The 24682-nt window shown below is 64.8% G+C and carries 20 protein-coding genes and 2 pseudogenes; 14 read left to right on the forward strand and 8 right to left on the reverse strand.

The window, feature by feature from the left end; all coding sequences use genetic code 11:
* Position 1 precedes the first annotated feature (1 nt).
* Positions 2 to 1207: an elongation factor Tu gene (gene tuf, locus G8O24_RS06680; protein WP_188097473.1), complete on the forward strand. Its 1206-nt coding sequence runs from the start codon at positions 2 to 4 to the stop codon at positions 1205 to 1207.
* A gap of 49 nt (positions 1208 to 1256) precedes the next feature.
* Here the strand turns inward: tuf and G8O24_RS06685 are convergent, their stop codons facing one another.
* Entirely contained in the window at positions 1257 to 2207 is a 951-nt protein-coding gene (locus G8O24_RS06685) for a GlxA family transcriptional regulator (protein WP_438503267.1), read from the reverse strand.
* Between the two features lie 129 nt (positions 2208 to 2336).
* Here G8O24_RS06685 and G8O24_RS06690 point away from each other — a divergent pair, with 129 nt between their 5' ends.
* The gene (locus G8O24_RS06690) at positions 2337 to 3050 is read left to right on the forward strand and encodes a DJ-1/PfpI family protein (protein WP_188097666.1); all 714 of its coding nucleotides are present in this window, start codon (positions 2337 to 2339) and stop codon (positions 3048 to 3050) included.
* Between the two features lie 37 nt (positions 3051 to 3087).
* A complete protein-coding gene (locus tag G8O24_RS06695; protein WP_188097668.1) occupies positions 3088 to 3477 on the forward strand; it encodes a nuclear transport factor 2 family protein in 390 nt (129 codons plus the stop codon).
* Positions 3478 to 3547: 70 nt separating this feature from the next.
* Here G8O24_RS06695 and pcaG read toward each other — a convergent pair whose 3' ends face one another.
* Both pcaG and pcaH read right to left on the reverse strand, forming a co-directional pair.
* Positions 3548 to 4174: a protocatechuate 3,4-dioxygenase subunit alpha gene (gene pcaG, locus G8O24_RS06700; RefSeq protein ID WP_188097467.1), complete on the reverse strand. Its 627-nt coding sequence runs from the start codon at positions 4172 to 4174 to the stop codon at positions 3548 to 3550.
* Between the two features lie 4 nt (positions 4175 to 4178).
* A complete protein-coding gene (gene pcaH, locus G8O24_RS06705) occupies positions 4179 to 4967 on the reverse strand; it encodes a protocatechuate 3,4-dioxygenase subunit beta (protein ID WP_188097670.1) in 789 nt (262 codons plus the stop codon).
* 99 nt (positions 4968 to 5066) lie between these two features.
* On the opposite strand from pcaH, the gene G8O24_RS06710 reads away from it, so the two are divergent.
* The 4 genes from G8O24_RS06710 (at position 5067) to G8O24_RS06725 (ending at position 10326) form a co-directional block, all read left to right on the forward strand.
* Entirely contained in the window at positions 5067 to 5996 is a 930-nt protein-coding gene (locus tag G8O24_RS06710; RefSeq protein ID WP_188097672.1) for a LysR family transcriptional regulator, read from the forward strand.
* 186 nt (positions 5997 to 6182) lie between these two features.
* On the forward strand, positions 6183 to 7352 hold the full coding sequence (locus G8O24_RS06715) for a hypothetical protein (protein ID WP_188097675.1): 1170 nt from the start codon (positions 6183 to 6185) through the stop codon (positions 7350 to 7352).
* 135 nt (positions 7353 to 7487) lie between these two features.
* Positions 7488 to 8792: a nicotinate phosphoribosyltransferase gene (pncB, locus tag G8O24_RS06720; RefSeq protein WP_188097458.1), complete on the forward strand. Its 1305-nt coding sequence runs from the start codon at positions 7488 to 7490 to the stop codon at positions 8790 to 8792.
* A 226-nt stretch (positions 8793 to 9018) separates the two neighbouring features.
* Positions 9019 to 10326, forward strand: coding sequence for a GGDEF domain-containing protein (locus tag G8O24_RS06725; RefSeq protein WP_188097677.1), 1308 nt, complete (start codon positions 9019 to 9021; stop codon positions 10324 to 10326).
* A 15-nt stretch (positions 10327 to 10341) separates the two neighbouring features.
* On the opposite strand, the gene G8O24_RS06730 is transcribed toward G8O24_RS06725, so the two are convergent.
* Positions 10342 to 10962 (reverse strand): TetR/AcrR family transcriptional regulator, encoded by a 621-nt coding sequence (locus G8O24_RS06730; protein WP_188097679.1) that lies wholly within the window; start codon positions 10960 to 10962, stop codon positions 10342 to 10344.
* 51 nt (positions 10963 to 11013) lie between these two features.
* Here G8O24_RS06730 and G8O24_RS06735 point away from each other — a divergent pair, with 51 nt between their 5' ends.
* The gene (locus G8O24_RS06735) at positions 11014 to 11280 is read left to right on the forward strand and encodes a hypothetical protein (RefSeq protein WP_188097680.1); all 267 of its coding nucleotides are present in this window, start codon (positions 11014 to 11016) and stop codon (positions 11278 to 11280) included.
* Between the two features lie 223 nt (positions 11281 to 11503).
* Positions 11504 to 14908 (forward strand): acyl-[ACP]--phospholipid O-acyltransferase, encoded by a 3405-nt coding sequence (locus tag G8O24_RS06740; protein ID WP_188097682.1) that lies wholly within the window; start codon positions 11504 to 11506, stop codon positions 14906 to 14908.
* A gap of 114 nt (positions 14909 to 15022) precedes the next feature.
* On the opposite strand, the gene tcuB is transcribed toward G8O24_RS06740, so the two are convergent.
* The 3 genes from tcuB to tcuA are packed head-to-tail and all read right to left on the reverse strand — an operon-like array spanning position 15023 to position 18575.
* The gene (tcuB, locus tag G8O24_RS06745) at positions 15023 to 16123 is read right to left on the reverse strand and encodes a tricarballylate utilization 4Fe-4S protein TcuB (RefSeq protein ID WP_188097450.1); all 1101 of its coding nucleotides are present in this window, start codon (positions 16121 to 16123) and stop codon (positions 15023 to 15025) included.
* A gap of 4 nt (positions 16124 to 16127) precedes the next feature.
* Positions 16128 to 17156, reverse strand: a complete 1029-nt coding sequence (locus G8O24_RS06750; RefSeq protein WP_188097448.1) for an alpha/beta hydrolase — start codon at positions 17154 to 17156, stop codon at positions 16128 to 16130.
* A gap of 27 nt (positions 17157 to 17183) precedes the next feature.
* Positions 17184 to 18575, reverse strand: a complete 1392-nt coding sequence (gene tcuA / locus G8O24_RS06755; RefSeq protein ID WP_188097685.1) for an FAD-dependent tricarballylate dehydrogenase TcuA — start codon at positions 18573 to 18575, stop codon at positions 17184 to 17186.
* Between the two features lie 149 nt (positions 18576 to 18724).
* Here tcuA and G8O24_RS06760 point away from each other — a divergent pair.
* Positions 18725 to 19408: pseudogene (locus G8O24_RS06760) on the forward strand (GntR family transcriptional regulator).
* A 99-nt stretch (positions 19409 to 19507) separates the two neighbouring features.
* On the opposite strand, the gene G8O24_RS06765 reads toward G8O24_RS06760, so the two are convergent.
* On the reverse strand, positions 19508 to 20467 hold the full coding sequence (locus G8O24_RS06765) for a helix-turn-helix transcriptional regulator (RefSeq protein ID WP_188097686.1): 960 nt from the start codon (positions 20465 to 20467) through the stop codon (positions 19508 to 19510).
* A gap of 275 nt (positions 20468 to 20742) precedes the next feature.
* Between G8O24_RS06765 and G8O24_RS06770 the strand changes: the two genes are divergently transcribed.
* From G8O24_RS06770 to G8O24_RS45115, 4 genes and pseudogenes are all read left to right on the forward strand, one after another.
* Positions 20743 to 23355 (forward strand): autotransporter family protein, encoded by a 2613-nt coding sequence (locus G8O24_RS06770; protein WP_188097688.1) that lies wholly within the window; start codon positions 20743 to 20745, stop codon positions 23353 to 23355.
* A gap of 187 nt (positions 23356 to 23542) precedes the next feature.
* Entirely contained in the window at positions 23543 to 23731 is a 189-nt protein-coding gene (locus G8O24_RS06775) for a bacteriocin (RefSeq protein ID WP_188097439.1), read from the forward strand.
* Positions 23732 to 23793: 62 nt separating this feature from the next.
* A complete protein-coding gene (locus G8O24_RS06780) occupies positions 23794 to 23961 on the forward strand; it encodes a hypothetical protein (protein WP_188097437.1) in 168 nt (55 codons plus the stop codon).
* A gap of 235 nt (positions 23962 to 24196) precedes the next feature.
* Positions 24197 to 24682: pseudogene (locus G8O24_RS45115) on the forward strand (hypothetical protein); the annotation flags it as partial.

Consider the following 24682-nt stretch of genomic DNA (forward strand, 5'->3'; position numbering starts at 1 on the left):
TATGTCCAAAGAGAAGTTCACTCGCCTCAAGCCCAACTGCAACGTGGGCACGATCGGCCATGTGGACCACGGCAAGACGACGCTGACGGCGGCGCTGACGAAGGTCTCGGCCGATTACGGCTGGGGCGCCTTCGTCTCCTATCAGGACGTCGCCAAGGCATCGGCTGCGCAAGGTACGCGTGACGATTCCAAGATCCTGACGATCGCGACGAGCCACGTCGAGTTCTCGACGGCGGCGCGGCACTATTCGCACGTCGACTGCCCGGGCCACGCCGATTACGTGAAGAACATGATCACCGGCGCGGCGCAAATGGACGGCGCGATCCTGGTGGTCTCCGCAACCGACGGGCCGATGCCGCAGACGCGCGAGCATATCTTGCTGGCGCGACAGGTCGGCGTGCCGCGCATCGTGGTGTTCCTGAACAAGTGCGATGTCGCTGACGACCTCGAGTTGGTCGATCTCGTCGAGATCGAGCTGCGCGATCTCCTGTCGAAGTACGGCTACGACGGGGACAATGCGCCGGTCATCCGCGGCTCCGCCATCCAGGCACTGCGCGGCGAGACCGGCCCGCTCGCGGACCAGGCGATCCTGAAGCTGTTCGAGGCGCTCGATCGCTGGATCGAGGTGCCCGAGCGGCCGAGGGATCGTCCGTTCCTGATGCCGATCGAAGGCGTGCAATCGATCTCCGGCCGCGGCACCGTCGTGACCGGGCTGATCGAGCGCGGCACCGTCAAGCTCGGCGACGAGGTCGAGATCGTCGGTCTCGGCGAGACGCGCAAATCGGTGGTGACGGGCATCGAGACCTACCGGAAGATCCTCGAACAGGGGCAGGCCGGCGACAATGTCGGCTGCCTGCTGCGCGGGATCGATCGGGAGGCGGTGCAGCGGGGCCAGGTGCTGTCGCGGCCGGGTGCTGCGAAACCGCACAGGGCTTTCCGCGCGGAGGTGTACGTGCTGACGAAGGACGAAGGCGGGCGGCATACGCCGTTCTTCAAGAACTATCGCCCGCAGTTCTACTTCCGTACGGCCGACGTGACCGGCACCGTCCAGCTCGACGACGGCGTCGAGATGGTGATGCCGGGCGACAGCGCCGAGCTCACGATCGAGCTCAACAAGGCGATCGCGCTCGAAGAGCGCTCGCGCTTCGCGATCCGTGAAGGCAACCGCACCGTCGGTGCCGGCATCGTGACTGCGATCGTGGAGTAATGGATGGGGGCCGGATCGACCGGCCCCCATTCAACCATGTCGATCGCGCTTACGCGCCGAAGCGGCGGCGATAGTCCTGCGGTACGGTCGCGAGCACGCGCAGGAAACTGCGGCGCATGGTTTCCTCGGATCCGAAGCCGCAGCGCTGGGATATCCGCTTCACTGGCAACCGCGTCTCCGACAGCATGCGTCGCGCAGCCTCCACCCGCAGCCGCTCGATGGCCCGAAGCGGGGTCAGTCCGGTCGCCTTGGCATAGTGGCGGCTGAAACTGCGCTCGCTCATGCCGGCCTCGCTGGCCAGTCGGGACAAGGAGAGGTCGCCAGAGAGATTCTTGCTGATCCATTGGTGCAGCGCCCCGAATTCGTCCTCGGCCGATTGCAGCGACAGCGCCTCGCTGAACTGCGCCTGTCCACCCGGTCGCTTGAGGAAGACGACGAGATAGCGCGCCACCGCCAGCGCCGTGGTGCGGCCCAGATCCTCCTCCACCAAAGCCAGCGCCAGATCGATGCCGGCGGTCACGCCGGCCGAGGTCCAGATCGAACCATCACGCACGAAGATCGGGTCGGACTCGACCCGTATGGCCGGGAAACGCTTCGCGAGCTCTGCGCAGTACGACCAATGGGTCACAGCACGCCGTCCGTCCAGTGCACCTGATGCACCCAGCAGAAATGCGCCGGTGCAGACCGACGCCACGCGCCGTGCTTTCTTCACACGCTGCCGCAGCCAGTCCAGCAGCGCTGGATCTGACGCGGCGAGATCAACCCCTGGGCCGCCTGCAACCACGAGCGTGTCCGGCGCACGTCCACGGCGTGGCAGCGGCTCGGTTGCGATCTCCAGTCCCGACGAAGCCGCCACGCGCGAGCGATCTTTTGCAACCACCCGGAGGGCATAGGGCGGCGTTCCGCCCGCCTCCACGACCTGCTCGTTGGCGGTCGCGAACACCTGGAGCGGTCCCGTGACGTCGAGCAGCTGCACCGCCGGATAGGCCAGCACCTCGATCACGCGCGCGGACCCGCTCCGCTGGGCACGCGAGATCGAACTTGGCGGAAACCGAGGGGACTTTGGCATTTGCGCCATAGCCTGCCCCGCTAGGTTGGCCCTGTCCAGCCTCCCGTTGAGAGCAAACCCATGATCCCGCAAGAGACGCACCTGCAAATCGGATCCCTGCTGTTCGACGGTCTCGACCAGATCGACCTGACCGGCCCCTTCGAGGTGCTGTCGCGCATCCCCAACGCGACTTACCGCGTCTACGCCAAGACGGCCGAACCGGTTCGCGACGTCAAAGGCCTGAGACTCACGCCGGACGCGACGCTTGCGGAGGCGCCCCAGTTGGATGTGCTCCACGTGCCGGGCGGCTTCGGCCAGGAAGCCTTGATGGACAACGAGGAAATTCTGGCCTGGATCGCCCAACAGGCCGCGGGTGCGCGCAGCATATTCTCCGTCTGCACCGGCGCTCTGCTTCTCGGCGCGGCGGGACTGCTCAGGAGACGACGGGCGACGACCCACTGGGCTTCGTTTCACCTGTTGCCGTTGTTCGGTGCCGTTCCCATCAACGAACGCGTCGTCGTCGACGGCCGCTGGATCTTTGCGGCCGGCGTCACCGCCGGAATTGACGGGGCGTTATGCCTCGCAGCCGAGTTACGTGGCGACGACGTGGCGCGCGCGATCCAGCTCTACATGCAGTATGCGCCGGAACCGCCGTTCGACGCCGGCTCGCCGGTGCGTTCTCCAGTCCCAATCCTCGCCCAAGAGAAGCGTGCCGTGGCCGGCATCACGGCCCAACGGGAAGCAACTGCCCGGCGCGTGGCCGCAAAGCTCGGGATTGCCACGTCCAATCGCTAATTCGCGGAACTCACAATCGAACATCAAAGGAAAGATCATGAGCACGAAAACCTTCACCAAGACCACCGCGCCAGACTGGCTCCTCGCAATGTGGAAGGAGATCGACGACAAGACCTTCGGCAAGGGATTTGATTGCTTCGCCGAAGATGCGATCTGCAATCTCGGCGTCGCCGACTGGCACGGCCGCGAGGCGATCCGCAACAATCTGCGTCAGTTCGTCGATCGCGGCTTCCCGGCGCTCCACGACGTTGTCGAGTTCTGGGACAGCCCGGAGCTCAAGATCTTCCACGGCAAGGTCGCGATGCGCTTCGACGATCCCACCATCGCAGCCGTGAGGCCGACGATGGTCCATTTCTTCTATATGGACGAAAAGGATCCGACCAAGGTCAAGCACTGGATCGGTGCGGTGGGACCGACCGGCTTCTAGCTTTCAGTGTCGTGACAACAGAAACGGCCCCATCTTCGGATGGGGCCGTTTGATTTTGGACGGAGTCAGTTCACACGTCGAAGAACACCGTCTCGTCCGAGCCCTGCAAATTGATCGTGAAGGAATACACGACGTTGCCGGCGCGCTCTCCTCGCGTGGCAATCAGCGTCTTGCGACGCACCGGCGGCTCGACCAGATTGAGCACGGGATCGGTGGCGTTGGCGGCTTCCTCGTCGGAGAAATAGAGCCGCGTGTTGAGGCCGATATTGATGCCGCGCGCGACGATCCAGACATTGACATGCGGCGCGCATTTGCGCCCTGCCCTGTCGGTGATCGCGCCCGGCTTGATGGTCTCGAATGTCACCAATCCGGTTTCGAAATCGGAGCCGGCGCGGCCCCAGCCGCGGAAGTCCGCGTCCAAAGCGCCGGCGGAGCGATCGGCGGGATGGTTGTAGCGGCCGGCTGCGTTGGCCTGCCAGATCTCGAGCAGCACGTCGCGCAGCGGCGAGCCGGTGCCGTCGAGCACCTTGCCTTCCAGCGTGATGCGCTCGCCTTGCGTGTTCGGCCTCACCAGCACGTTGGAAAAGTTCTTCTCGAAGATATCGAAACCCGCCATCGCCGGAATCAGGCCGATATGAACGTAGGGTCCGGCGGTCTGCGAGGCTGTTTCCTTGAGATAGTTGAGCGGCTGTGGCATTTGCTCAGTTCCCTTCGGGACGATTTTCGAAATAGGTGCAGCGCTGGCCGCGCAGCACGATGTCGAAGCGGTAGGCGAGCGAGTCGAACGGCGTCGAGGCATTGAGGTCGAGCGGCGCCACCAGGCGGTCGAGCGCGTCCTTGTCCGGGATCGTCGTCAGAATCGGGCAGATCGGGATCAGCGGATCGCCCTCGAAGTACATCTGCGTGATCAGCCGCTGCGCAAAGCCCGAGCCGAACACCGAGAAATGGATGTGGGCGGGACGCCAGCTGTTGACGAAGTTGCGCCAGGGATAAGGCCCGGGCTTCACCGTGCGGAAATAATAATAGCCGGTGTCATCGGTCAGCGCGCGGCCGCATCCGCCGAAGTTCGGATCGATCGGCGCCAGATAGGTATCCTTCTTGTGCCGGTAGCGTCCGCCGGCATTGGCCTGCCAGAACTCGACCAGCGTATTCGGCACGCCGCGGCCGTTCTCGTCCAGCACTCGGCCATGGACGATGATGCGCTCGCCGACGGGATCGCCGTCCTTGGCGTAATTGCGGATCAGATCATTGTCGAGCGGGCCGAGATCATTGTGGCCGAACACCGGGCCGGTGATCTCCGAGGCCGAGCCTTCCAGCGACAGCAGCGACTGGCGCGGCGAGCGCAAGACCGAGGATTTGTAGCCGGGCGCGTAGGCCGGCGGATGGATGCTGCGGTCGCGCTGGAAGAAGCCTCCATCGCCAAGCGGCGGCGTGAACGGTTCGGGGCGGTTGAGGCGGGGATCCTGCGAGGCTGGCGCCTGGGCATTCATCGGCGTTGTGTCGCCCTTGGACGCGCCGGGTTTGCGGGCGCGCGGCTTTATCGGGAGATCATGGGCCGGCCTATTCCACAAATAAATAGATCAATTATAATGCATTACATGAAAGAAATCGATCATTTGGCCCTCGATGGCCACGCCCTCGACCTGTTCCTGGCCGTGCTGGAGGAAGGCTCGGTGACGGCGGCCGCAACCCGGCTCGATCTGACGCAATCGGCCGTCAGCCACGGCCTGAACAAGCTGCGGCGGATCGCCGGTGATCCGCTGTTTGCAAAATCCGGCCGCGGCATCGTCGCGACCGCCCATGCCCAGGCGCTGGCGGCAAAGGCGCGAGCGTTGATCGACGAGATGCGCAGCTTCGCCGGCGGCGTCACGTTCGAGCCGGCAAGCGCGCAACTTTCGCTGACGATCGCCGCCAACGATTTCCAGCGCGACCTGCTGCTGCCGCGCTTCTTCGGACATGTTGCCGCGCAGGTGAAGGGCCTGAACCTGCGCGTGATCCCATCGCAATCGCCCTCGCCGGCCATGCTGCGGGAGAATCGCTGCGACCTTCTGATCACCCCGTTGCCGCCTGTCGGCATCGACATCGTGCAGAAGCGGCTTTTGAGCCATCATTACGTCTGCCACTCCGACGCCAGGGCGCGTGCCGCGCCGGCCGTCCGTAACGCCTATCGCGCGGCGCGTCACATTTCGGTCGTCTATACCGACAATGAGCGGCTTGACTTCGACCGCAGGCTCGCTGCCAACGGCCTCCACCGCGACATCGCCATCTCCGTGCCGAGCTTCTCCGGCGTGCCGGCGTTCCTGCGCGGCTCGCAGATGCTGGCGAGCATGCCGAGCCTGCTCGCCTCCGGCGTCATGCGCGGATTCGCACAAGCGCGGATTCCGCTGGCCTCACGCACGCGCACGCTAGCCGAATTGCCGATGTTCATGGTCTGGCACCAGCGCTACCAGAAGGACCCGGCGCATCGCTGGGTCAGGAGCCAGCTCGAGACAGTCGCAGCGACGGCCGCGCACGGCTGAACGCATCAGCTGCGTCCTATCGGTCACACCCATGTGCGGCAATGCTGCGCAGAGCACGGCGGCAGTACGGCTTCACCCTATAGGTTGATGCGCAAGCCCAGATGGACCGTCGCGGTCGCGCCACTGGTGTGACGACGTGAATCAATGAAGAAAAGTCTTGCGCTCACGAGCGGCGCAATTGCGGCCTTGCCGGCGACCGGCGCCACTGCCGGGGAACTCGAAGACGTCAATGCGCGCCTCGTACAGCTGGAACGCCAGAATGCCGCGATCCGCAAGGAAAACGCCGCGCTTCGCGAGAACCAGAGGCTGCTCGACGAAAATAACCGGCTGAAATCGCTGGGCGCGCGGGCTTCGAGCGAACCCGGCAGAACTTCGTCTCAATCACGCCAGGCTGAGTTCGCCTCAACCTCAGCTCCCTCGCCACGAAGCCGCAATCCATTGCAGGCTTATGCCGCCCTGCCCATCAAGGCACTCCCACCCGAAGCCCCGGGACAGTTCAGGGCCTGGATCGAAGGCGGCGCGATCTGGAGTGGCGGGGATCCCGTGTTCAACACCTATAGCAGCAACAACAATGTCACCGGTGTCTTCGATCTGACGCCCAAGGTCGGCTGGGAAACAGCCATCGGATTCGACCATCGCTTCGCCGGATCTCCCTGGCACATCAACGGCCAATTCCGCTACGGCGAAGGCGGCAAGACCGACGGCACACGAACGATCGGCTTCCTCTTGCCCGGCGGGGTAACGGGAACACAAACCTTCGGGGCCGCTTACAAGGAAACCCACTGGCTCGCTGAACTTGCGGGCGGGCATGCCACCGCCGGGCACGGCCCGGACGCCCTCCAGCTAAAGGCGGGGCTTCGCATTCCCGAATTCCCCGCCCGGAGCTCGGACTCTAATGTCCAGGCTGGCACAGCCGGCGGCCTCTCCACCACGCAATCGATTTTCGATGACACGCGTGCGAGCTCCCTGGGCGCCGGACCACTCATCGGTCTGGAAGGCTCGGCCCGGTTCGCCCGCCAATGGTCGTTCGACTATAGCGGCGACGTCGCCTTGCTGTTGGGGCGGCAGCAATCGCAGATCACGACGAGGAGCTTGTTCATTGGCGGCCCGCCTCTCACCGTCTTCGATCAGGTCGCAACGGGCAATGACCGGCAGTTTGCCGGCGTGCTGAGCGCAGACATTCAGGTCGGCGTCTCCTACTGGCTGACGCAGAACCTGAAGCTTGGCGCCTCCTACCGGCTCGATACGTTCATCAACGTGTTCAACGAGACCGGCAGATCCAACTCCGGTTTCACGCCGGACCGCTACACCCACGGTCCGCGCGTTACGCTGACGGGGCAGTTCGACGCGATGTAACCATCACGCCCTTGCTGCACTCGATCGGGTCAGCCGCGGCGCCCTACCCGGAGGTATGCGTTGGTTCGGCATCAGGCGGCCGGCCCTTCGCCAAACCCACTGGTTGCACGCTGGCCGCCACGCTAGAATTCCGCCATGACAGTGACCGACATTGCGAGCCGAACCTACAATCACAGCTGGCGGCTGGATCCCATCATCCGCAGCCTGCTTGATACTGACTTCTATAAGCTGTTGATGTTGCAGATGATTCGGGAGGACTACCCGGATCAGCAGGTGACCTTCTCGGTGATCAACCGCTCGCGCCATGTGCGCCTTGCCGAGATCATCGACGAGGGCGAGCTGCGGGCCCAGCTCGACCACGCCCGGACCATCCGCTTCTCCAAGAAGGAGCTGATCTGGCTCGCCGGCAACACCTTCTACGGCAAGACCCACATGTTCTCGGCGGACTTCATCCGTTGGCTGGCCGAATTCCGCCTTCCCGAATACGAGCTGCGCAAGGTCGAAGGCCAGTACGAGCTGCATTTCCACGGGCCATGGACCCACACCACGATGTGGGAGATCCCGGCGCTCGCCATCCTCAACGAACTGCGCTCGCGTTCGGCCATGAAGGGCCGCGGCCGCTTCGAGCTCGACGTGCTCTATGCCCGCGCCAAGGCCAAGCTGTGGACCAAGGTCGAGCGGCTGCGCAAGCTGGAGAATTTGCGGCTGTCCGATTTCGGCACCCGCCGCCGCCACGGCTTCCTGTGGCAGCGCTGGTGCGTGGAAGCGGTGAAGGAAGGGCTGGGTCCGTCCTTCATCGGCACCTCCAACGTGCTGCTCGCGATGGACAACGATCTCGAAGCCATCGGCACCAATGCGCACGAGCTGCCGATGGTCGCGGCCGCGCTCGCCAGGGACGACGAGGAGCTGCGCTGGGCGCCCTACCGCATCCTCGACCAGTGGCGCCAGACCTATGGCGGCAATCTGTTGATCGCGTTGCCCGACGCCTTCGGCACCAAGGCCTTCCTGCGCGATGCACCGGAATGGGTGGCCGACTGGACCGGCTTCCGCCCCGACAGCGCGCCGCCGATCCAGGCCGGCGAGGAGATCATCGCGTGGTGGGAGAAGAAAGGCCGTAACCCCAAGGACAAGCTGCTGGTGTTCTCCGATGCGATGGACGTCGGCTCGATCGAGGAGACCTATCACCACTTCGCCGGCCGCGTGCGGCTCTCCTTCGGCTGGGGCACCAATCTCACCAACGACTTCGTCGGCTGCGCGCCGGACGGCTCGTTCAACCTCGATCCGATCTCGCTGGTCTGCAAGGTGTCGTCGGTCGACGGACATCCGGCCGTCAAGCTCTCCGACAATCCGGAGAAGGCGACCGGCATGGCCTCGGAGATCGAGCGATACCTGCGCGTGTTCGGCGACGCCGGCCGCGTGCGCAAGCCGGTGCTGGTCTAGCAATTCTCTCGATCGAGTAAACCGCACGCGATGAATACGCGATATTGGTTCGCCGATACCGCGTCAGTTCCGCTTCGCCGGTATTTGAAACATCCGCTTCACGACGCTTTCACTCTAGCATGTGGTCCCCCGCAGTTTTCAGGTCCAGTTAAGCAACCATCCCCTCTACTTGGCGTTGCAGGCGCAACGCTCCGCTGGGGTCGTTGCGTGACTTGGGGAACGCAGGGTGTTTCGCAGAACAGCATTTTCGGCGAAGGAACGTAGTCTCCTTCACGTCATCAAGCTCGTCTCGCCATTCGTCATGGTCGTCGTGCTCCAGGCGATGATCGCTGGATTCAGCCTGGAGGTGATGTCGTCGGTTCGCGCTTATGTCGCCGGCGAGGCGATGTGGTCGCGCTCGCAGAAGAACGCCGTCTATTTTCTCCATCTGTATCTGCAGTCAGGCGAGGCAAGCCAGTTCGCGCAGTATCAGTCGTCGATCGCCGTTCCTATCGGTGACGAGTACGCAAGGTGGGCGCTCGAGCGCGATCCGGTCAATGTCGAGCTCGCGCGCATCGGCTTCCTGCAAGGCGGCAACCATCCCGACGATGTTCCGGGCATGATCTGGTTGTTCCGGTACTTCAGCGGCATCAACTTCTTTCAGGAGGCAATCCGGGAGTGGGCTGCCACCGACCCGATGCTGCTCGAACTCAGCATCTTCAGTGAAGTGATCCGAAGCGACCTGAAGGGCGGCCCCATCCGCAACGCAGATCGGCTGCACTTCCTGTCGTCGCGGCTTTCGGAGCTGAACACGCAGTTTACCGGACATGCAGAGCGATTCTCGACCGCTCTGGGCGAAGGCTCTCGCACCATCAAGGTGACGCTGACCTGCGTCAACATCGTCACTGCCGCAGCCCTGATCCTGCTCCTGATCTGGCACACACGGCGACTGGTGTTGCAGCGACAGGCATTCGAGGATGCCTTGCACGCGGAGAAGGAGCGCCTGGCCTATCAGGCGTCGCACGACTGGCTCACGGGCCTCACCAACCGCCGCGCCTTCGAGGCGCGCCTGCAAGGCGAGCTTGACGGTAACGCTGCGGGCGCGCTCAGCCTGATCCTGCTCGACCTCGACCAGTTCAAGAGCGTCAACGACAGCTGCGGACATCTCGCCGGCGACCGGCTGCTGTGTCAGGTCGCGCAATTGTTGCGGCAGGACCGACGGCCGCAGGATCTGGTCGCCCGGCTCGGCGGCGATGAATTTGGACTGATGCTGCCGGAATGCGCGCCCTACGAGGCCGTCGACATTGCCGAGCGGCTGCGGCGCTCGCTCGAGCTGTTCAGCTTCGCCTGGGATGATCGCTGCTTTGCTATCACCGCCAGCATCGGCGTTGCCTGCATCGCCGATCGCAACACCACGCTCGAGGACGCAATGCGCCGCGCCGATGCCGCCTGCTATCGCGCCAAGGAAAAAGGGCGCAACCGGGTTCAGGTCGACAACGGGAAAGCGGATGTCGTCGTCGTCGCCGCAAGGCCGCGCGAAGCTGCCCGCGCGTGACGGCGGGTAGCGTCGTCAGCGCGCCGGCAGGATTCCGAGACCCACGAGATGCGCGTCCAGGAATTGCGTGACCTGCTGGCGCAGCATCTGCGGCGGCACGGCGACCATGCGCTCTTCAAGGCCGAGCGAGATGATCCCATGCACCGCGGAAAACAGCGTGCGTGACAAGAGCGCGATCCTGACGTCATCGGCATTCGGCAGCACCCGCACCAGCAGCAGATGCATCAACGCGAAGGCGTCCATCACCATCTGGAGGATGTCGTCGGGATAGGGACTGTCGTCCTCCGTCCGATGCGCGAACAGCGCGCGCAGCAAATTGGCGTGCTCGGCGAAGAAGTCGAGATAGGTCTCGGCCAATCCATAGAGCTGGCGGACCGGATCCTCCCCTGGAACCCCGCGCAGCCGCGCGGTCAGCGCCTGAACCGTCTCCCTGTTGACGGTCAGGATCACCCCGTCGAAGTCGCCGAACTCGTTATAGACGCTGCCGACCGAGCAATTGGCGGCTTCGGCGACGTCCCGAACCTTCAACGATCTCAATCCCTTGGATGCAATGATGCCACGGGCGATCTCCAGGATCTGGAACCGCCTCCGGGTTTTTTTTCGATCCCGCAGCGAATCCTCTTGAACATTGTTCATTTTTAAGCTACTCATGTGAACAATGTTCAAATTAACCCGGAGACCTGCAAAATGCAAACGCTCGCTGTCGATATCGCCTCCACCTTCGTCGAGGACGCCGCAGCCCTCGTGACCGGGCTTGGCCGCGCCCTGCTGCGGTTCGCCATGGCGCCGATCGACCGGATCGCAAACGCCTGCGACATTGCCGGCGTCCTGGCTGAACGCCGCGCGACCTTCCGGATGTGGCGGGCCAGCCGCGCCCGTGCCCGCCTCGAGGGTCGCCGCTTCGGCCTGCTCGGCCGGTTCAACCCTCTTCGCCATCTCGCCGACCTCACCTGAGACAAGGTTTGCGCGCATGGTCGCCCGAACTGCGGGCCGCGACCGGATATTTTGCGAACCTAACGGGATCACTTGGCGACCAACAGGATCGGAGGAGCCGGGGGAACACAGCAGGCCGGTGACAACAGTCACCCTGCAATCGCTCCTCCCACACTCATCCGGTCGTGACGCACGACCGACCAGGTAACAACCTCAGGCTGCCTTTTTCAAAACAGGACTAGTCATGATCAGGGATTTGCTGTCGTCACGCCGTTTCGCGCCGCTGTTCTGGGCGCAATTCTTCTCGGCGCTCAATGACAACGTGCTCAAGAACGCGCTCGTCATCATCCTGCTTTACAGCGCGGCGACCGGCCACGGCGATGCGCTCGTGACGGTGGCAGGCGCCGTCTTCATCTTCCCCTATTTCATCCTGTCCGGGCTCGGCGGCCAGCTCGCCGACAAATACGTCAAGTCGGTCGTCGCGCGACGATTGAAGTTCGCCGAGATCTTCGCAGCAGGCTTTGCCGCCGCCGGCTTCTTCATGCACTCGGTGCCGCTATTGTTCACCGCGCTCGCCTTGTTCGGCATCATCGCCGCCCTGTTCGGCCCCGTGAAATACGCCATGCTGCCGGACCAGCTCGAGCTCGGCGAGCTCGCGACCGGCAACGCGCTGGTCGAAGGCGCGACGTTCATGGCCATCCTGCTCGGCACGGTCGCCGGCGGCCAGTTCGTGGCCGGCTCCGCCCACATGGGCTGGGTCGCATCGGCCGTGGTCGTGCTGGCCCTGCTGTCCTGGGCCTTCGCCTCCCGCATTCCGCAAACGACGCCCTCCGCGCCCGATCTGCCGGTCGATGCCAATCCGTGGACCTCGACGCTTGGCCTGCTCAAGACGCTGCACGCGGACCACAGGCTGTGGGACGGCACGGTGATCGTCTCCTGGTTCTGGCTGGTCGGCGCCATCGTGCTGTCGCTGCTGCCGGCGCTGGTCAAGGACGTCGTCGGCGGCAGTGAAGGGGTGGTGACGCTGTGCCTGGCGATCTTCGCGATCGGCATTGCGGCTGGCTCGCTGTTCGCCGCCAGCCTGAGCCACGTTCGCCCGAACCTCGCACTGGTGCCGATCGGCGCCATCATCATGGGCTGTGCCGGCCTTGATCTCGCCTGGGCCATCGCCGTCGCGACCAAGGGCCAGGACATCGCAGCGATCGACTTTGCGACCTCATTCATGGGCTTGCGTATGCTGGCCGATTTCGTCGCCTTCGCGTTCGGCGGCGGCCTGTTCGTGGTTCCCTCCTTCGCCGCCGTGCAGGCCTGGTCGGTCCCGAACGAGCGCGCCCGCATCATCGCCGCGGGCAATGTGCTGCAGGCGGCCTTCATGGTGGTGGGCTCCCTGTTCGTCGCGCTGCTGCAGGCGGGCGGGCTGCATGTCGGCTGGATCTTCTTCGGCCTCGGTGTCGCCAGCTTCGGCGCGGTGTGGTTCGTGCTGACGAAATGGGGCAAGGAGGGCGTGCGCGATTTCGGCGCCCTCTTGTTCCGTGCCCTGTTCCGCACCGAGATTCGCGGCCTCGAAAACCTGCCGCCTCCGGGCACGCGGATGCTGATCGCACCCAATCATGTCAGCCTGATCGACGGCCCGCTGCTGCACGCCGTGCTGCCGATCGACGCCAGCTTCGCGGTCGATACCGGCATCGCCAAGGCCTGGTGGGCGAAGCCCTTCCTGCGGGTGGTCAAGCACTACACCATGGACCCGACCAAGCCGCTGGCTGCGCGCGACCTGATCAAGCTGGTCGCCGCGGGCGAGCCCGTGGTCATTTTCCCGGAGGGGCGCATCACCGTCTCCGGTTCGCTGATGAAGGTCTATGACGGCACGGCAATGATCGCGGACAAGGCCGACGCCGTGGTGGTGCCGGTCCGGATCGAAGGTGCGCAGCGCTCGCATCTCAGTTATCTCACCTCGAGCCAGATCAAGCGCTCGTGGTTTCCGCGGGTGACGGTCACGATTCTGCCGCCGGTCAAGCTGCCGGTTGCTTCGGAGCTGAAGGGCAAGGCGCGCCGCAACGCCGCCGGCGCGGCGCTGCAGGACGTCATGATCGACGCCCTGGTGAAGAACGCCATGCTTGATCACTCGCTGTTCGAAGCGCTCGGACATGCCTATCGCGACCGCGACACCGGCAAGGTCATCATCGAGGACGCGCTCGGCACCAAGCTGACCTATCGCAAGCTGATCCTCGGCGCGCAGGTGCTGAGCCGGAAGCTGGAAGACGGCACCTCCGTCGGCGAGAATGTCGGCGTCCTGCTGCCGAACTCCGCCGGCGTCGCCGTGGTCTTCATGGCGCTGCAAAATATCGGCCGCGTCCCGGCCATGCTCAACTTCTCCGCAGGCCCGGTCAACGTCCTGGCCGCCATGAAGGCCGCGCAGGTCAAGACCGTGTTGACCTCGAAGGCCTTCATCGAGAAGGGCAAGCTCGACAAGCTGATGGCCGCGATCTCCGCCGAGGCGCGCGTTATCTATCTCGAAGATATCCGCGCCTCGATCGGAACAGTCGACAAGATCAAGGGCCTGCTCGCCGGAACCACGCCGCGTGTCACCCGCCAGGCGAGCGATCCCGCCGTCGTGCTGTTCACGTCAGGCTCCGAAGGCACGCCCAAGGGCGTGGTGCTGTCCCACCGCAACATCCTCGCCAACGCGGCGCAGGCGCTGGCGCGGGTCGATGCCAATGCCAATGACAAGGTCTTCAACGTGCTGCCGGTGTTCCATTCATTCGGCCTGACGGGCGGCATGATGATGCCAATGCTGGCGGGCATTCCGATCTACATGTATCCCTCGCCGCTGCATTATCGCATCGTGCCCGAGCTGATCTACCAGACCGGCGCCACCATCCTGTTCGGCACCGACACGTTCCTGTCAGGCTATGCCCGCTCGGCGCATGCCTACGACTTCCGCACCTTGCGCCTCGTGATCGCCGGCGCGGAAGCCGTCAAGGACCGCACGCGTCAGGTGTTCATGGAGCGCTACGGCATCCGCATCCTCGAAGGCTATGGCGTCACCGAGACCGCGCCTGTGCTGGCGATGAATACGCCGATGGCGAACCGCCCCGGCACCGTCGGCCGGCTCTCGCCGCTGATGGAAAGCCGCCTCGACCCGGTCCCCGGCATCGAGGATGGCGGCCGCCTGTCGGTGCGCGGCCCGAACGTGATGCTCGGGTATCTCAGGGCCGAAAATCCTGGCGTGCTCGAAGTGCTGCCCGAGGGCTGGCACGACACCGGCGACATCGTGGCCATCGACGCGGCCGGCTTCATCACCATCAAGGGTCGCGCCAAGCGCTTTGCCAAGATCGCGGGCGAAATGGTCTCCCTGTCGGCGGTCGAGAGCATCGCGACCACGCTGTGGCCGCAGGCCGCCTCAGTCGCGGTCTCGATCCCCGACCCGCGCAAGGGCGAGCGCATCGTGCTGCTGACCACACAAAAGAACGCCGAGCGCAGCACGATGCAGGCTCAGGCCAAGTCGATCGGCGCCTCCGAGCTGACCGTGCCCGCGACGATCATGGTGGTCGACAAGGTGCCGCTGCTCGGCACCGGCAAGACCGACTATGTCACGGCAACGACGATGGCCCGCGAACAGGCGTCCGCGCCGGAGCGCGAGGTTGCATGAGGCCCGGCCCGTGCCCATCGCGCCAGCGCATGCGCGGTCTGGCGGCGTGGTCTTGCGCCACGGTATCGGAGGTGCACCGAGCCCGCGGCTGATTCAATCCAAGTCCATTTCGTTCTAGACAGCCGTCCGCCGCTCCTGGGCATAGCGCACCAATGCCACAAAGCGGTAGATGCCGTGCACGAACTTGCCATAGGGCATGGTGATGAACAGCGCGAACACCGCGCCGAGATGCAGCGCCAGCAGCGGTCCCATCGCGGCAGTCTCACGCAGGATCAACAACAGCATACCGGTAAGCCCGGTCAGGAACAGCATAGCGATGAAGCCGACATCCATGCCGTAGCGGTTTTCGTCGAGCAAGGCCGGATCGCGCCGCAGCTTGGCCACGAACAGGCCGATCGGGCCGACGATCAGGCCGAAGCCGCCGAACGTGCCGAGCACCACGGGCAGGTCCCACCACGGATACGGCGCCTCGCGTCCCAGGAGATAGTGATAGAGCGTCGCCACCGACGTCGCGGCGAAACACAGCAGGAAGCCATAGAACGTCAGGTGATGGAACAATTTACGCCGGTCGGTCGGCTTGTCGTCCTCGTTGTAGCAGCCGACGCCGCCGCCATGGAGATAACGCAGTTCACCCGCATCGCGAATGGCCTGGAAGATCGAGCCGCCATCGGCGCGCCCGCCGACCGGCGTGGCGATGTCGCGCCAGAATGTGCGCACGCTCATGACCAGTGCGACGATCGCATAGAGGAATGCAGCGCTGAACAATGCAGCCATCGCATTGTGCGGCATCAGCTTGTAGAACGCGCCGGCGCCGGCGTGCACGCCGAACAGCACGCTCCGGTCATTGAGCGCGGCGAAACCAAAAACGAAGGCCGCCACGCTGAGCGCAGCGACGATGCTGATGACGAGGCCGTTGTGCGCGAAGGCGCCCGACAGGGCCTGTGGCCAGGCATAAATGGCGTAGGACTCGGCACGGGCGACCGCGAGCGTCTTCGGAACGTTGACGTTGAACTCGTGCGGCGGCGAGAACTGGCAATCGACATAGCAGGCGCCACAGGCATGGCAGAGATTGGCGAGATAGTTGAGATCGCCGTCCGAGAAGGCGCGCCGCATCTCCATCGCCGGAAACACCGCGCAAAGCCCCTCGCAGTAGCGGCAGGAATTGCAGACCGTCATCAGACGGTCGGCTTCGTCCAGGATTCTGCTTCCGTGCATGGCGCTACTTCGTCAATCCTTTGGCCGCGAGCCATTTCTGGATCAGGTCGGCGACCACGAGGTTGTTCTTGTCCATCATCACCATGTGCGAATTGCCCTTGATGCCCACTTGCGGCAGGTCGACGATGTCGACGCTGCCCCCGGCCGCCTTGATGGCGTCGGCAAAAGCAACGCCATTGGCGCGGATTTTGGGCCAGCGCGAATCGCGATCGATATAGTCGCCATAGATGATGAGGGTCGGGATGTTCTTCAGCGCGTCCGCCTTGGCGATATCGCCAATGCCGGCGGGCTCGATCGCAATCAGCGCCTTGACCTTGTCGGGCCGGGCTTGCGCGACCTTGAAGCCGAAGCTGCCGGCCTGGCTGTGGAACAGGATCACCGAGGGTCCGACGCGATCGATCTCGGCGATATAGGCGGCGATGGTCGCATCGTCCGTCGTGGTCCAGCGCGGCACGTTCTGCTTGACGAAATTCTCGTAGCGTTCAACGGGGAACTGGTTGCCCGGCAGCACCTTCCGCTTGGCGGGATCGGGATCGTAGGAGTTCGGGCCATCGCCGATGCGGAAGCGCTCGAACGGATTGGCCGTGGTCAGGAAGACCGGCTCGCCCTTGAAGATGTCAGGATATTGCGCCCAGCCCGCGCGCCCGCGCTCCACCGCGTCGGAATTATAGACCGCCCAGCCCTTGCGCAGGAAATAGTTCAGCCAGCCTTCGCGCCCATCGGGTGTGGTCTCATAAGTGACGCCGGTCAGCCCGCCGCCGTGCCACATCAGCAGCGGATAGGCGCCCTTCTCGCTCGCCGGCAGGAAATACTGCACATACATTTGCTCGACCTGGTAGGTGCCGTTGGGATCGACCTTGGCAGGCACGCCGCCTGGCGAGAACACGACCTCCCTCACCGGCTTGCCGGAGATTTCGACCAGCCGCCCGCCGACATGGAACGAGCCCATGTCGCGCAGGGTGATGGGCTCGTCGGCATACACGTCGCTGACGATCAACAGCGTCGCGATCGAAGCAATGGCTAGGCGTGACATGTTTACTCCCTGCATCTTTTCTTGATCCTAATTCTTGGCGTGGCGTGCCGCTTCCCGCCCCGCGATCCGTCCGAACACGCTGCCGATGGTCATGCCGATGCCGGCAGCGTAACCCTTGCCAAGCACGTTGCCGGCCATGATCTCCCCGGCGGCGAACATGTTGGCGGACGGCTTGCCGTCGGCCATCAGCATCCGCGCCTCCTTGGTCACGCGCGTGCCGAGATAGGTGAAGGTGATGCCGGGCCGCACCGGATAGGCGAGGTAGGGCGGCGTCTCGATCTTGCGCGCCCAATGCGTCTTGGCCGGCGTGATGCCTTCGGTGCGACAATCGTCGAGGATGGTGTGATCGAACGTGCCTGGCCGCACCGCGGCGTTGAATTCGGAGATGGTCTTTTCCAGCACGGCCGGATCGAGCTCGAGCTTGCCGGCAAGCTCGGCGATGGTTTGCCCGGCGATCGGCGGGAACAGCGTCGGCATGAAGCTGGTGACGACGGTCGAATCGAAGATGATGTAGGCGATTTGGCCCGGCTGCGCCGCGACCAGCCGGCCCCAGATCGCATAGCGTTTCGGCCAGATGTCCTCGCCCTCGTCGTAGAAGCGCTGGGCGTGCTTGTTGACGACGATGCCGAACACGACGGAATCATGCCGCGTGATGATGCCGCCGTCGAATTTCGGTGCGCGGGCGTCGATCGCGACCGCGTGGCACTGGGTGGGATCGCCGACCTCCTGCACGCCCTTGGCGAGCAGCATCTTCAGGATCGAGCCGCGATTATAGGGCGTGCCGCGGATCAGGAAATTGTCGGCGGCCTCGCCCCAATATTGCTTGAGCCAATCGCTGTTGGCTTCGAAGCCGCCGGCGGCCGCCACCAGCGAGGTCTCGCGGATTTCGGTCTCGCCATGGATCGGCCGCTTCAGGCGCGCGGCGAGGAACAGGCCGGCCTCGAGCACGAGGTCGTTAACTTCTGCATCGTACTGACCTTCGACGCCGAGACGTTCGGCGGTCAGATACAGCGCGTTGAGCATCGCCCGGCCGCCGCCGAGGAAGAACGAGTTGGTACGGCCAAGGCTCAGCGTGCCGCCGAGCGAAGGCTGCCAGCGCACGCCCTGCTCCACGATCCAGTTCAGGATGTCCTTGGATTCGCGGATCATGTGGCGGGCAAGCACCTCGTCGGTCTGCCCGCCGGTGACCCGCAGCAGGTCCTCCCAGAACTCCTCCTCGGTGTACGGTCCTGTGAGGATTTCGGTCGCGGCGTCATGAGCGCAGCGCATGTTGCGGGTGTGGCGGGTGTTGCCGCCGCGGTAGAATTTTGGCGCGCCCTCGAGCACGAGCACCGAGGCGCCGCCGCGGCGGGCGCTGATCGCCGCGCACAGAGCGGCGTTGCCGCCGCCAATCACCAGCACGTCGTATTTGCTGCCCATGCCGTCTGTCCGTCACGACCAAGTTGGAGCCATTCTTGCCCGCCAGCGGCCGGCGTCAACCAGCTTCGCGCTTGCGTACTATTGTATACAAAGATATACAGAAGCGGTGCAAGCGGCATCTCTGCATGGGCAGGATGCGTCGAGGGACTATGGCCAGACGTCCGGCGAAGACAGGCGGATCAATCACCCGCGGCGGTGGTGTCGCGCTGGGTGAGGCGGTATTTCGCTCGCTCTGCGAGGCGCTCCAGGCCGGCAACTACCGCGCGGGCGACCGCTTGCGCGAGGAGGAAGTCGCCCAGCGGCTGAGGGTCAGCCGCACGCCGGTGCGGGAGGCGCTGGGCCGGCTCGCCGCGCGCGGCTTCGTCGCGCCCGCCGCCGGTCGCGGGTTGATCGTCCGCAGCCTCGACATCTCGGAGGTGCTCGAGCTCTATGCGATGCGCGAAATCATGGAAGGCGCCGCCGCGCGTCTTGCCGCCGAGCACGCCTCCGCGCCCGAGGTCGACGCGCTCAGGGATATCGCACCGGCCTGTGTCGCGGCGCCGTAGCCTGACGCCATCGAGACGGCAAAGCTCAACCGCGCCTACCCCGAGGCGATCTTCCGTGCCGCGCGCCACCGCTCCCTCGACAACGCCTCGCGGGAAAGGCCGGACTGGATCGCCCTCCTCGGCCCCACCACCTTCACCGTGACGGGCCGCCCCTTAACCAGCCATGGCGAGCACCAGGCCATCATCGAGGCCATTGCCGCGCGCGACGGCGACAAGGCCGAGCAGCTCGCCCGCGCCCATATCCGCGAGGCGCTGCGCTGCCGGCTGAAGCTGCTGCAGAGGCAGTAGGGCGTTTGCTCATGAAAGTCAGCTTCCGCCGGATTCTCGGAACTCATAGAGAAAGACACAGATCGAGGAGACCGTGTGCGTCGTCGCGCCGCGGGCCCCCTACGGCGTCATGTCGTAGCGCTGGCGGAACGCACGGTTGAAATAAGAGAGGTCGTTGAAACCGCATTCATAGGCGATCGCGTTGATTGGCCGGTGTGGCGCGGTGAGATCTGTCAGGATGCGATGGGCACGTGCGAGGCGTGCATCGCGGACGAAATCGGTGAAGGTGGTGCCGTCGCCGGCGAAGAGCTGGCGGATGTAGCGCTCCGAAATCTGCTGGCTGCGCGCAACGTCGCCGACCGAAAGCGAACTGTCGACGAGCCGCCGGAAAATCTCGTCCTTCATCGCCTTGAGCCGCGCGGCGCGAAGCCCCTCGGCCAGACTCGGCCCCGTCCGGGCACCGAACAGCAGAGCAGCAAGGTCGTGCATGTGATCGCTGACGGCGCGGCGCAGCTCGGCCGTGGCGAGCGCACTCTGATCGTTGAGGATTCCGGCATAGCCGGTCAGCAGGCGCAGCGCCGGGTGATCCCTGTCGCTCGGCCGCGCGACGAGAGCGTCGACGCGACTGACGCGATGCCGCAGCAGATCCCTGCTGAAGCGGTAGGTGATGGTGTGACACCGCGTCGGCATCACGAAGATCGCCGGCGTGCCGTTGTCGGTCAGAACGGCCTCGCCCGCGCGAATGGTCGCGACACGGCCCTGCTGACGCAGCTCGCCCGTGCCTTGCGCGATAACGACGAGGTGGAGATCGTCATTGTCGATCAGCTCGGCGTGGCGATGAACCCGCATCGGCGAACGTAGCCCGCTCGCCATCGCGAAGTCGGGCAGCGAGCGCAGCATGGCATCGATCTGGAGCGGTTGGCCGGCCAACGGCTCGATCGCAAAGCGCATCATCTTGCGGCCCCACACCTCGATGAAGGCGTCGAGCTGTCCGCTCGCCGCAAAGGGCGCGGACGTCACGCGAAACTGAAGCAACTCGTTGGCATCGACCGCCGTCACGACAGGACCCCCAATGGACATGCCAATTTGTCGCACAAGGGGAACATTGGATCAAACGGCACGTGAGTGCCGTTTAGTCCGCGCCATGTGCCGCCCAGTCCAATTGTTGACCCACGCGCTCAAGTCGCGGCTCTCCGGCGCTGTTGCTCAACTTCAACAGAGATCGCAATTCGCGACCGCAGGTCCGCACAGCCCAAGGGGGCTGCCGTTGTGCCCAAGCCGGACTATCGCTCGCACGCTAGGTAGCCAATTGGATGGGCGACGCTCGCTTCGCCCGGTAATGCCCTGGGAAGACCATGACGAAGATGACTGTCGTTGCCGCTGCCGCGATCACCACATCGCAGCGAAAACGGACGCGTGCGGCGTTGCTGGCCGCCTGCTCCACACTCGCGTTCATGATTCCCGCCGCGCCGTCGTCGGCGCAGAATGCCACCTGGAAGACGAATCCCGGCAGTGGCATCTACAACGCTGGCACGAACTGGAACACGGGTCTGGTGCCGACTGGCACGGCCTTCTTCGGTACGTCCAACCAGACCGCCATCGCCATCGCGGCCGACGCCAGTGTGGGCGGCTGGACTCTCAATTCAGGGGCCTCCAGCTACCAGGCCACGATCGGGGCAAACGTTACGCTCTCGTTCACGGGCGCAGGGATCGCGGCCAACGGCGGCAGCATTTCGATCGCCACGAGCCAGACTGGTACCCTTTACTTCACCAATAATAGCTCCGCCGGCACTGCCACTATCAGCAACGCGGGCTCGACCGGCTTCTTCAACAACAGTACTGCGGGCAACGCGACGGTTGGAAACGCCGCCGCCGCCACCATGTATTTCTTCGACGCGAGCACCGCGGGCAGCGCCGTCTTCACAAACCAGGGTGGCCTCTATTTTGTCGCCAATAGTTCTGCCGGCAACGCCGTTATCGACAACCAGAGCTTTCTTGCCCTGTCGAACAACGCGACGGCGGGCAACGCTGCCATCACCAATAACGCCACAGCCTCGACGGATTTCTCCCTCTCATCCGGACCTGCCGGCAACCATCAACTCTCGGCCGGCTCCATAGCAGGCGGCGGATTCTTCCAGCTCGGCAGCAACCAGTTGACCGTCGGCGGCAATAATTTCTCAACGACAGTGTCCGGGGTGATCAAGGACGGCGGCGGCGGTGGCGGCACGGGCGGCTCGCTCGTGAAGATCGGCAACGGCATCATGCGGCTGACCGGCGCCAACACCTACACCGGCGCGACGACGGTCAACGGCGGCACGTTGTGGGTGGACGGCTCGATCGCCACATCGAGCCTGACCACGGTCAACAATGGCGCCTGGCTTGTGGGCGCGGGCACGATCGGCAATACGCAGGTCAATGCCGGCGGCCTGCTCGGCCCTGGTAACGGCACGCCAACGACCTCGCTGACGGTCGCCGGCAATCTCGCCTTCCAGGCCGGTGCGCTCTATTTGATCGGGTTGAACCCCTCGACTGCCTCCTTCACGACGGTCTCGGGCACGGCGACCCTCAACGGCGCCACCGTGCAGGCTGCCTTCCTCACCGGCAGCTATGTCAGCAAGCAGTACACGATCCTCACCGCAACCGGTGGCCTATCCGGAACGTTCGCGTCGGTCATCGCCAACAACAACCTGCCTGCCGGATTCCATGACACGCTGAGCTATGACGCCAACAACGTCTATCTCAATCTCGCGCTCGGCTTTGCTGGCCCTTCGTATAACGCGATGAATCAAAACCAGCAGGCGGTCGCCGACGCGCTGGTCGGCTATTTCAATTCGACCGGAGGAATCCCTGCAGTCTATGGCAGCCTGACGCCCGCAGGCCTGACCCAGGCCTCGGGCGAGAGCGCGGCCGGTTCGCAGCAGGCCACCTTCGATGCCATGAGCCAGTTCATGGGCCTGCTGACGGATCCCTTCATGCGAAACTCCAATTGCCGCACCGCTTCGCCATCGCAGGCCGCCTGCGGCGATGCGCCCGCGGGCGCGATCGGCTATGCGGACGATCGCCGCGCCGACGCCTATGCCATGTTCACCAAGGCGCCGCTGCGCGGCCGCCCGTTCGAACAGCGCTGGAGCGTGTGGGCGGCCGGATTCGGCGGCACACAGACCACCGAGGGCAACGCCATCGTCGGCTCGAGCCAGGCGACCAGCCGCATCTTCGGCACTGCCGTCGGCGCGGACTATCTGATCTCGCCGAGCACGCTGGCCGGCTTTGCGCTCGCCGGTGGCGGCACCAGTTTTGGCGTCAGCGGGCTCGGCGGCGGACGCTCCGACCTGTTTCAGGCCGGCGCCTATGTGCATCACACCAGCGGCCCCGCTTACGTCACCGCCGCACTCGCCTACGGCTGGCAGGATGTGACCACCGACCGCACCGTGACGATCGCGGGCGCCGACCGGCTGCGCGCGGAGTTCAACGCCAATGCATGGTCCGGTCGGCTCGAAGGCGGCTATCGCTTCGTTGCGCCGTGGATCGGCGGCGTCGGTCTCACGCCCTATGCGGCCGCGCAAGCCACCACGTTCCAGCTGCCGTCCTATGCCGAGCAGGTGATTTCAGGGGCGCCGGCCTTCGCGCTCAATTATGCGGCCAAGGACGTGACCGATGCGCGCAGCGAGCTCGGCCTGCGCAGCGACAAATCCTTTGCGCAGCAGAGCGGCGTGCTGACGCTGCGCGGCCGCCTCGCCTGGGCGCATGATTTCAATCCGAACCGCACGATCGCTGCGACCTTCCAGGCGCTGCCGGGCGCAAGCTTCGTCGTCAACGGCGCGGCGCAGGCGCGCGATTCCGCACTCACGACCGCATCGGCCGAGATGAAATGGCTGAACGGCTGGTCGGCGGCCGCGACCTTCGAGGGCGAGTTCTCGCAAGTCACCCGCTCCTATGCCGGCAAGGGCGTCGTGCGCTACGCCTGGTGAGGGACGTTCTTGCCGCCGAGTCCAAACACAGTGCCGTCTGGCCCAAGTCATTCATCTCCCGATATGCTGATTTTCAGCAATAACGATTAAGTGAAATCCTGCACCCAGAACCTCGCGCGCGTTTGCCGACACGGATTGCAGGCGAGCGCACCACGCGACCGCTTATCAACTTCCAGACGGAGTTTACATGACCAAGACATCGTCCAAGGCGCTGAGCGCGAATCGGACATCTGACGATTCGATCGCGCCTGATGCACATGCCGGCAAGACCGAGCAGTTCGAGCTGTCCGAGCACGATCTCGCGCAGGTCAGCGGCGGCTACCAGACCGGCGGATCGGGCCGGACCTTCAACTGCCCGACCAACGTGGACTATTGATCGCGGAGCGTACGCGCCCCGCCCTTTCTAAAGATCCCATTCAAGCCGAGGAGTTTTGAACGATGAGCGACAGCACGAAAGACAAGACGTCCGCTCCGGCCGAGCAGCGCAAGCAGAACGGCGAGCTCGATCAAAAGCAGCTGGATAACGTCAGTGGCGGATACGGAGCACTTGGCGGCGGAGGTGGCGCCGGCAAACTGCCCCGCGAAGGCCTCTTGCCGGCCGTGTAGCAGCCGGCACGCCCCCGCGAATTCCCATCAGTCCCAAGCGGCCCGCGATGAAGATCGCGGGCCGCCGCGTTTTTGTCGCCCAACGGCAACAGCCGCTCAAATTGGCAAGCAGAATGCCGCGCTGCCCGTGTCCCGTGCCGTCTGGTCCAAGCCTGTGCAACCCACTTCTGTAAATTGGTTGCGTTCGTACGTGGCCGACGAACGAGCAATTGCGATGGGCGGGACCGGATTTGGAATGCGCAAGCAGCGAACATTTATTTTCAGATCATCGCTGCCGACGACGACCGCACTCGGCCGGGCCGCATTCGCTGCCCTCTGTGCGATGTACCTCGCGCTGGCATCGGCGTCACCTGCAAAGGCGGACGGCGGATCGGGCGGCGCCGGCGCGACAGGCGCGGGCGCGGGCGGCGCTGGCGCCACCGACAATCTGGTGGGCGGGACCGGCGGCACTGGAACGGCGGGCACCGCCAGTGCAGGCGGCGGCGGCGGCGGTGGTGGTGGTGGCAATGGCGGCTCTGGATTCCCATACTCCGGAGCGGGAGGATTTGGCGGCGCGGGCAGCGGCGGTGCCGCGGGCGGATCGGGCGCGACCACCTTCAATATCAACGGAGCAGTTGGCAATGCTGGCGCAGCCGCGGGAGACGGCGGGGGCGGTGGCGGCGGTGGGTTCAACGATACGATCACCACCGTGCCAGGCACTGCCTTGGTCAGCGTGTCGAAC

The sequence above is a fragment of the Bradyrhizobium campsiandrae genome, from assembly GCF_014529705.1.
Taxonomy (GTDB): Bacteria; Pseudomonadota; Alphaproteobacteria; order Rhizobiales; family Xanthobacteraceae; genus Bradyrhizobium; species Bradyrhizobium campsiandrae.